The sequence below is a fragment of the Rothia sp. HMSC066H02 genome (genome assembly GCF_001814995.1).
In the GTDB taxonomy this organism is placed as follows: domain Bacteria; phylum Actinomycetota; class Actinomycetes; order Actinomycetales; family Micrococcaceae; genus Rothia; species Rothia mucilaginosa.
Genome location: NZ_KV818673.1, coordinates 1 through 8,260, shown reverse-complemented (window position 1 = coordinate 8,260; position 8,260 = coordinate 1). Strand labels below are relative to the sequence as shown.

Genomic DNA, 8,260 nt, shown 5'->3' with positions numbered 1-8,260 from the left:
CCAAGATGGCGCTCTACCACTGAGCTATCGGGGCAACAGGTAAAACTATACAGGTCTTCAAGAATGCTCGCAAGCGGAGAAGCTATGGCATGCACCACATTTAACGTTTTCCTGTTCTCCGCACTGCCGCATGAGAACCCAGCCTTGACCAGGAGCCCCAGTAATGATCAGGAGCCCCCAGCAATGACCAGGCGCCGCCGCAACAGCTGATGCAAACACATCAACACACAAATACAAAAGACCGGCAGGAGAGCTCATCACTCCCCTGCCGGTCTTTGAATCACATGCGGATGACAAGGCTGCTAGCCGATAGCCTCAGCAAGCCCCTCATACCGCTAATCCAGGCTTAGCCGAAATCTTAGTAGCGCTTGCCGCGGCCACCGAAATCACGACCGCCGTCACGGTTACCGCGGTAGCCGCCATCACGACGGTTATCACGGCCACCGAAGTCGCGACCGCCGAAGTCGCGGCCACCGTCACGGTTGCCACGGTAGCCACCCTCACGGCGGTTATCACGACCACCGAAGTCGCGACCGCCGAAGTCACGGTCATTGCGCTTGCCACCGAAATCGCGGCCGCCACGCTTGAAGTCGCGGTCACCGCCGAAATCACGGCCACCCTCACGGTTACCGCGGTAGCCACCCTCACGGCGGTTATCACGACCGCCAAAGTCGCGGCCACCGTCACGGTTGCCACGGTAGCCACCTTCACGACGGCCACCACCGAAGCCGCGGCCACCGCCGCCGCCCTTGGGACCGTTATCCTTGCGGATGTTGATGAACTCGCCAGCGATCTTAGTGTCGCGCAGGCGATCGAAGAAGTCGCGGGGCAGGTCCTCAGGCAGGCCAACAATGGTGAAGTGCTGGCGAATGTCGATGGAGCCAATCTGGGAGCCCTTAATGCCACCCTCGTTAGCCAGCGCACCCACGATAGCGCCTGCGGTCACACGGGAGGAACGGCCAACGTTCAACTTGTAGTTGACCATGCCCTCGTCGTTGTGCGCGCGCTTTGCCTTGCGGCCGCCGCGGTCCGAATCGTCGTCGGAGAAGGGGCGGGAGTTGCGCGCGATGTCCTCTTCCTCATCCAGGAAGAACGGGCGACCCTGCTGGGCGATAACAGCCAGTGCAGCCGCAATGTCCTCAGCGGTGGTGTCGTGCTCGTTCTCGTAGTCCTCGATAATCTGGCGGAAGAAGCTCAGGTCCTCAGACTCGATGGTCTCGGTAATCTGCTGTGCGAAGCGCTGCTTACGGGTCTCGTTCACTGCCTCTGCGGTGGGCATGTGCATCGGCTCGACCTTCTGGCGGGTTGCCTTCTCGATCTGACGCAGCATGTACTTCTCACGCGGGGTGACGAAGAGGATTGCGGCACCTTCGCGACCTGCACGGCCGGTACGACCGATGCGGTGCACGTAGGACTCGGTGTCGTGGGGGATGTCGTAGTTGACGACCAGGGAGATGCGCTCAACGTCCAGGCCGCGTGCCGCCACGTCGGTTGCCACGAGGATGTCGATACGGCCATCACGCAGGGCGTCAACGGTGCGCTCACGCAGCTGCTGGGGGATGTCACCGTTAATCGCTGCTGCCGCGAAACCGCGTGCCTTCAGCTTGTCGGCGACTTCCTCGGTTTCCTTCTTGGTGCGCACGAAGACGATGATGCCGTCGTAGTTTTCGACCTCGAGCACGCGGGTCATTGCGTCCAGCTTGTGGGAGTGCATGACCTGCATGTAGCGCTGGGAGATATTTGCGCTGGTGGTGGTCTTAGCCTTGACGCGAACTTCGCTGGGGTCGTTCAGGTACTGCTGAGCAATCTTGCGGATCGAGTTGGGCATGGTTGCGGAGAAGAGCGCAACCTGCTTGCTGTCGGGGGTGCCTTCGAGGATCTTTTCCACGTCTTCGGCGAAGCCCATGCGCAGCATTTCGTCTGCTTCGTCCAGTACCAGATACTGCAGGTTGGACAGGTCCAGGGAGCCCTTTTCCAGGTGGTCGATCACGCGGCCGGGGGTACCGACGACGACCTGCGCACCGCGGCGCAGGCCAGCCAGCTGCGGGCCGTAGGGGGAGCCACCATAGATGGGCAGGACGGTGAAGTCCTCCATGTGGGTTGCGTAGGAGGAGAAGGCTTCTGCAACCTGCAGAGCCAGCTCGCGGGTGGGTGCCAGGACCAGAACCTGGGTGTCGCGGGAGATGCCGTTGACGTCAGCAAGTTCAACCATGCGGGACAGTGCCGGCAGGGCGAATGCTGCGGTCTTACCGGTACCGGTCTGTGCCAGACCGACCACGTCGTGGCCTTCCAGCAGCAGCGGGATGGTCTGTTCCTGAATGGGGGACGGCTTCTCGTAGCCGACCTCTTCCAGAGCAGCCAGGACGCGAGCGTCCAGGCCCAGGTCGGTGAAGCGTACGCCTTCTTCTTCAGCCTTCTCGGCGGTTTCTTCTGCAGCGGTTTCTTCGGCAGGTGCTTCTGCAGTAGCTTCTGCGGTGGTTTCTTCTGCTTCTACAGCAGGGCTCTCAACGGTGTTCTCGGTGATGTTCTCAGTGGTCACAACGGTCTCTGCCTCGGCGTTCAGTTCGGCCGGGGTAGCAGTATTCTCAGTCAATTTTTCCTCTATACGGTAGGGGTGGAAGCGCACGCTTTTCGGCGCTTACCGGGTGTCCCCTTCACGGCCCAGCCACACATCATCCCCTGGGGAGTAGAACGTCCAGGGGTCCTCCGTTACCGGCGCATTCTGCAGAGGTGTTCTGCGGATGCTGCGGGTAGCGGCTTTTGCTGGGGGTGGTCTTGAATTTCTCGGCACATTATCCGCACGCCTGTTCGTACTCTGCACTTGGCGCACAGTAGTCCCTGTGAATCAGGGGTGTACAGGGTGGGTAATGCTCACATGCAATGTCACGTATTCCTGGTGGTTCGCCTTCCCGCTTACACGGCGGTGGTGTGTCTGTTACAGCAGACGCAGCAAAGACGCTGGACCAGAGATCGTTAAGAGAAGCCCGCGTGTACGGTGTAAACCGTAAGTTTATGGGGCGTATCAATCGGTGATGGTGAGTACGGCGCACCTACAATTCCAGCACCACCTTGGGTGCCGGGTGCGCACAAGACCTTCATCGGGGGTTCCCGTGTTCTACCCAGTGTACAGCAGGGTCCCCACTTGGGCTATAAAAAGGTGCTTAAAACCTCATCTCTTAAATGCGAGCGCCCACCCCAGCGTTTGCGGGGTGGGCGCTCATTGAGACGCTGAACCGAGGGGCTAGTCTACGCGGCGCACAATATCAATCGTGCCAACGGTCGCGTACTTAGCGTAGGAATGGCCGTAGCGGTCGGCCGCGTACTGTGCGGTGTTGGCCGGCGGGTTGCCGCCCCAGGAGTTGCTCCTGCGGTCGATGACCACGTAGTCGGGTGCGGGCTCACCGGTGTGACCAATCCAGTAGACGGTGCGGCCGGGAATCAGCTGAGTCAGAATCGACAGGTCAGAGGCGACCGTCACCCCTTCGGGTACCTTCTGCACGGCGTCCTGCTTCATCTGGTCAGTGGTGGTCAGCGCGGAGGCAGTGAACTGCGCGTTACCCAGGGATGCGAGGGGCTGCTGGGAGCCTGCCACGAAGATTGGGGATACCGCAAGGAAGAGCGCCACGGCGGGCAGAGCCCATACGGGTATGCGGCGTGCCAGGGCGCTGAGGCGGCCGGGGTCGGTATCGACCTGAGGTTCCTCAGCGGAGGCACTATCAGCCGCGCGCGCAGCCGAGCGTACCGGAATCGCTGCGGGAACCACGCCGTAGCGTACACGCACGACGGCATCCAGCAAGGCGAGGAAGACGACGGGCATGAGCACGAGCGAGTAGTGCCAGGTGCTTGCCCAGTAGGATTCCATGGTGGAGAGCAGACGCCAGGCGAGGGTTGGCAGGGCAATTGCCGCGAGCGGAGAAATCGCCCAGAGGACCGCTCCGGTAATGAGCAGCAGGCCGAGGGTTGCCAGCTTGGTGTTATTGCTAAGCATCTGCAGCGCTGAGCCGAAGGGGTCGCCCAGGGCTGCGGAGAAGTTCACTTTGTCGGCGTAATCGAAGTTTCCACCGCTATTGAAGTAGGGCAGGATCACGTAGACGGCGACGACCGACCAGAACACACCCCACATCATGACCATGGTGGATTCTGCGACGGCGGGGGTACGTGCCCACGAGGAGTAGAGCTGCTGCATGCGGGTGCGCATGGGGGCGGGGGTACCAGCGGAGAGGCGCGGCATCAGAATGTCAACAGCGGTGCTCAGCCAGCCGGTGCGGATAAAGATGATGAGGCCGATGACTGCGACAGTAATACCCATATCTTCTTTGACGAAGGCAATGGGCAGGGACCACCAGCAGGCGTATGCGAGGTAGCGGGCACGTTCGGTGCCGCTCACTCGCGAGGCGAGCACCAGGTAGCCGAGGCTCATGGCCAGCAGCGGCACGGCGAAGGCTACTTCGTGGAATTGGGCGGCGATAGCCTGCTGAACGCCGAAGCTGAGGGCGAATCCGGCGCCGAGGAGCAGACCGGTAATGGTCGGGATGACGCCCCGGTACTTTACGAGATTGGCGTTCTGAGCGGATTCAGCGGTACCGGTCGTAGCAAGCTCAGCTTTCTGGGCGAGCGCGAAGGCACGCTGAGTGAAGCGCACAATGGCAAAGCTTGCGAAGGCGACCAGGGCGTTCTGCACGACCAGTAGCGTGGTCGGCGAGGGGAACAGCGCGTAGATGGGTCCCAGAAGCACCAGAATCGGGTGGAAGTGGTCACCCCAGAGGTTAAAGTCGGGCCCCTTAATCGGCACGATGGGCACGGAGAAGTGCGAGTACGCCTGCGCCATCTGGGTGAAAATCGCCAGGTCCCAGGAGGGGGTCACCCAGTGCTTCATCTGCTGAAGCGAGTAGTAGGTGTACAGCGCCATGACGGCGGCGGCAAGCAGCAGACCGGGCAGAAGTTCAAGGGGTCGGATGCTCTTGACGCGCTCGGTGAAGGACTGACGCGGCTTTTTCTGGGTACGCTGGCGGCGTGCGCCTGTAGCGGTGCCGCTCGTCGTTTCAGGTGCGTTAATCGTCGAGGATGCTTCTTGTGCTTCCGCTGCCATAGGCGTCCTTCTCTCGGGGTGTATGTCCGGGGTGCGTGTCCGGGCGTGGGCGCCCTTGTGAACGGGCGGAACGCATAGCCTGTGTCGTGCCGGTGGCGGAGTTTGCGTTCACTTTCGCTCTACCTTTTAGGGTATCGCATTAGCGGTGTGCCTGCCCTGCCGAGTATTTCTGGTGCTTTAGCTGGGGGCACAGATTGGTGGGGCGTCGTCGATGAGGGAATAGACTGGTGGGGTGAGTACGATTCCTTCCTCAACCCCCGGCGGCGCGACCCCTGATGGTGTAACTCCCGGTAGCCGCCCGGTAGCGGGTGCACGGCGCATCCGGCATCCTTTGGCGGCAGCTGGTGTGCCCTATGCGCCGGCGCTTGCGGATGTTCTTCAGGAGCCTACCATTCTTAGCCAGCCGCGCGTTCAGGTTCGTACTCTATCCCCCGCCGCTTCGCCCCTTCCCGGTGCCCTGGCTCCCGAGGCGTGCGAGGTTGTGATTGAGCCGCATGTTCCGGTGCAGTTGGCGCAGACTTTGGGGTCGTTGCGCCGCGGCGCTCAGGATCTTTCGTATCGTGCGCTGAGCCGCGCGGATGGTGCCGAGCGAATCTGGGTGACGGCTCGCACGCCGTTTCACGAGTTCCCGGCGGTGCTGTATGCCGAACATTTGGCGCAGCCAGCCGAGCTTCCCGAGTCTCTTCCCTCCCTGCATCGTGTGCTGATGCGCCCGGTGCATATTCGCATCTGGGTTTCTTATAGTGCTACGGATCAGCAGATGCAGGCGCGAGCCGATCTTCAGGCGCTGGCGCAGGAAATGACGTACTGGCTGGGTTTGCATGACCCTGCCGAGCAATTCGGCTCTCTGCCTTCTTTTGAGTCTCTTCCGCCGCGCGTTCAGCAGGCGTGGCGGCAGAATCCGGGGCTCCGCCTCAGCGCCTCGGGGCAGCTGGACCGGCAGATGCTCAACGCCATTGTGGAGCAGCGCATCACCCAGACCGAAGCGTTCAGAACCCTGGGCTGGGTTCTGCGAAAGTACGGCTCCCCCGCCCCTTCGACCGGGTTGGGGCATCAGCCCGAAGGCATGCGCGTCTACCCAAGCGCCCGGACCCTGGCGACGATTCCTACCTGGGATTGGCATCGGGCGGGCGTTGATAAAAGCCGCTACGATACCGTGTACGCTTACGCTCGTTCCGCCGAGTCTCTGAAAAACATTGCGGCAGAGGGCGACGTCGCGCTACTGGCGCGGAGCCTACACACTGTACGCGGCGTGGGCCCGTGGAGTATTTCAGAGGCTCTGCAGCGTGTATGCGGGCACCCTGACGCCATCAGCGTGGGCGACTACCATCTGGCGCACGCAGTCGGTGAGCTGTTCACCGGTCAGCGCACCGATGATGCGGGAATGCTCGCTCTGCTGGCACCCTACAGCCCCCATCGGCAGCGCCTGGTGCGGCTCATGCACGCTTCAGGCTTTTCGAAGCAGCGCTACGGGGCACGCATGAGCATTGAAGATCACCGCGGCCGCTAACGCTCCCTCACGAAGTTAAAAGGGGACGGGGCGCCCCTGCCGACTATGCCGGCGGGTGCGCCCCGTTCAAGCTCTTTTGTGGTGGTGAGCTTACTTCTTCTCTGCAGAGCCCTCTGCTGCTGCGATTTCTGCACGGACCTTGTCCATGTCAAGCTCGCGGATCGAACCGATCACGGTCTCCAGCTGGTCTTCGCGCAGTGCGCCAGCCTGCTGGTAAACCAGGATACCGCCACGGAAGCCCATGATGGTGGGGATGGAGGTGATGCCTGCTGCCTGAGCGAGCTGGCCCTGGTCCTCGGTGTCGACCTTGCCGAAAACGATGTCGGTGTGCTTCTCCGAAGCCGTCTCGTAGACGGGGGAGAACTGCTTGCAGGGACCGCACCAATCTGCCCAGAAGTCCAGGAAGACGATGTCATTGCTCTCGACGGTAGCAGTCAGGTTCTGCTGAGTAATTTCAATAGTAGCCATGAGATAAAGCTACACCCTCAAGACCCCAATCGCTAATTGTTCGCCCTGGGATTCAAACATTGTGAAAGATATGACAAATTACGGTCATAGTAAATACTTTTCGCGGCTGTTTCAGCCGGTTCACGGGTGTGTCGCGAACATCCTGACGAACGCCCCTGCATCTGCTGCTGGAGGCGCCCGACTCGGCAACCGAAGCCCCCCCCCCCCGAGTGAGCTCTCCCTCCCCTCCCGCAAGAAAGCCCCTCGCGGACATCGGGAAAATACGGGCGCAACCACGGAAGGCCGCTGCGGGAGCCACCTTGAAACTGGTTTTAGATACACAAAAGCCCGGTTACTTTCGTAACCGGGCTATTTGTGGCAGGTGAGGGATTCGAACCCCCGTAGGCAGTGCCAGCTGATTTACAGTCAGCCCCCTTTGGCCGCTCGGGTAACCTGCCGCCTAGCTAGGTGCTAGTTGCTCGCTCAAGCGAACAGAGACTACTCTACAGCAGTTTTGGGGACTTGTACACTTCACGCAGGGTTTTGTGACGAAGGTTATATATCTGGTTATATTTATCGTCTTTTCGTCACATCAGAGCGTCGGTGCACGCTCACCGCGCATCCATATCTATCGCGCATATCTATCGCAGCACCCGCGCTCTCACCTCATGAATAAAGCCGTAAATAAAGCCGATGCCTACAGTAGCTTTAGAAGGAGCGGGACGGAGTATCGCCATCCTGCTCAAGCAGAAGCACAATCTCCAGGTGCTCCAGATAGCGGCGCGCCTGCTCCACAGTGCACATGTCGCCAGCAATCTCACGCTCCAGGTCACGGCGAACGCCACGGAAACGCGCCACCAGCGAAGGCTCCGTCAGAGTGATACCGATACCATCAAAGGGAGAAGGCTCAGCATCTTCCTCATGCAAATCAAGATGAATCTCGTGGTGGTCAGATTCGTTGAGACGCTCCGCCTCAGGAATACCCTCGGGCTCAGCACCCAGAGAGGTATGCAGGTCGATGAAAAGGAGGGTTTGCAGGTCGCGAGCTTCCTCGCTCGTGCGCAGGTCCGTCGTGGACAGGTTAGGAGTGGTCATATTTCTATTGTCCTCTTTTAAGGTTAGTAACGCCTGTAAAACAGGCTCGTATTTCTGATAGTTAGCTGTGAACAAGAGCCCCCAACCCGGTAGGCTAGTACTAACCGGTGCCCCGGCAC

5 protein-coding genes and 1 tRNA gene are annotated in these 8,260 nt (G+C 60.7%); 1 reads left to right on the top strand and 5 read right to left on the bottom strand.

All coding sequences use genetic code 11. The features are described from left to right. Window positions 1-358 precede the first annotated feature (358 nt). Window positions 359-2,593: a DEAD/DEAH box helicase gene (locus HMPREF2999_RS02745; protein WP_070697705.1), complete on the bottom strand. Its 2,235-nt coding sequence runs from the start codon at window positions 2,591-2,593 to the stop codon at window positions 359-361. Window positions 2,594-3,241: 648 nt separating this feature from the next. After that, complete coding sequence (locus HMPREF2999_RS02740) at window positions 3,242-5,089, bottom strand: DUF2079 domain-containing protein (RefSeq protein WP_070675963.1); 1,848 nt, start codon at window positions 5,087-5,089, stop codon at window positions 3,242-3,244. 232 nt (window positions 5,090-5,321) lie between these two features. Between HMPREF2999_RS02740 and HMPREF2999_RS02735 the strand changes: the two genes are divergently transcribed. Then, window positions 5,322-6,599 carry a DNA-3-methyladenine glycosylase family protein gene (locus HMPREF2999_RS02735; RefSeq protein ID WP_070675964.1) on the top strand — a complete coding sequence of 426 codons (1,278 nt, stop codon included), beginning with the start codon at window positions 5,322-5,324 and terminating at the stop codon, window positions 6,597-6,599. Between the two features lie 90 nt (window positions 6,600-6,689). Here the strand turns inward: HMPREF2999_RS02735 and HMPREF2999_RS02730 are convergent, their stop codons facing one another. The 3 genes from HMPREF2999_RS02730 to HMPREF2999_RS02720 form a co-directional block, all read right to left on the bottom strand. After that, a complete protein-coding gene (locus tag HMPREF2999_RS02730) occupies window positions 6,690-7,067 on the bottom strand; it encodes a thioredoxin family protein (RefSeq protein WP_070675965.1) in 378 nt (125 codons plus the stop codon). 355 nt (window positions 7,068-7,422) lie between these two features. Continuing rightward, window positions 7,423-7,504: transfer RNA gene (locus HMPREF2999_RS02725), tRNA-Tyr, on the bottom strand. A 250-nt stretch (window positions 7,505-7,754) separates the two neighbouring features. Next, a complete protein-coding gene (locus tag HMPREF2999_RS02720; protein WP_049347079.1) occupies window positions 7,755-8,141 on the bottom strand; it encodes a hypothetical protein in 387 nt (128 codons plus the stop codon). Window positions 8,142-8,260: the final 119 nt, after the last annotated feature.

Bases quoted from the DNA above. Each gene is read 5' to 3' on its own strand.
- HMPREF2999_RS02740 (WP_070675963.1), bottom strand. From the start codon at position 5,089: ATGGCAGCGGAAGCACAAGAAGCATCCTCGACGATTAACGCACCTGAA.
- HMPREF2999_RS02720 (WP_049347079.1), bottom strand. From the start codon at position 8,141: ATGACCACTCCTAACCTGTCCACGACGGACCTGCGCACGAGCGAGGAA.
- HMPREF2999_RS02730 (WP_070675965.1), bottom strand. From the start codon at position 7,067: ATGGCTACTATTGAAATTACTCAGCAGAACCTGACTGCTACCGTCGAG.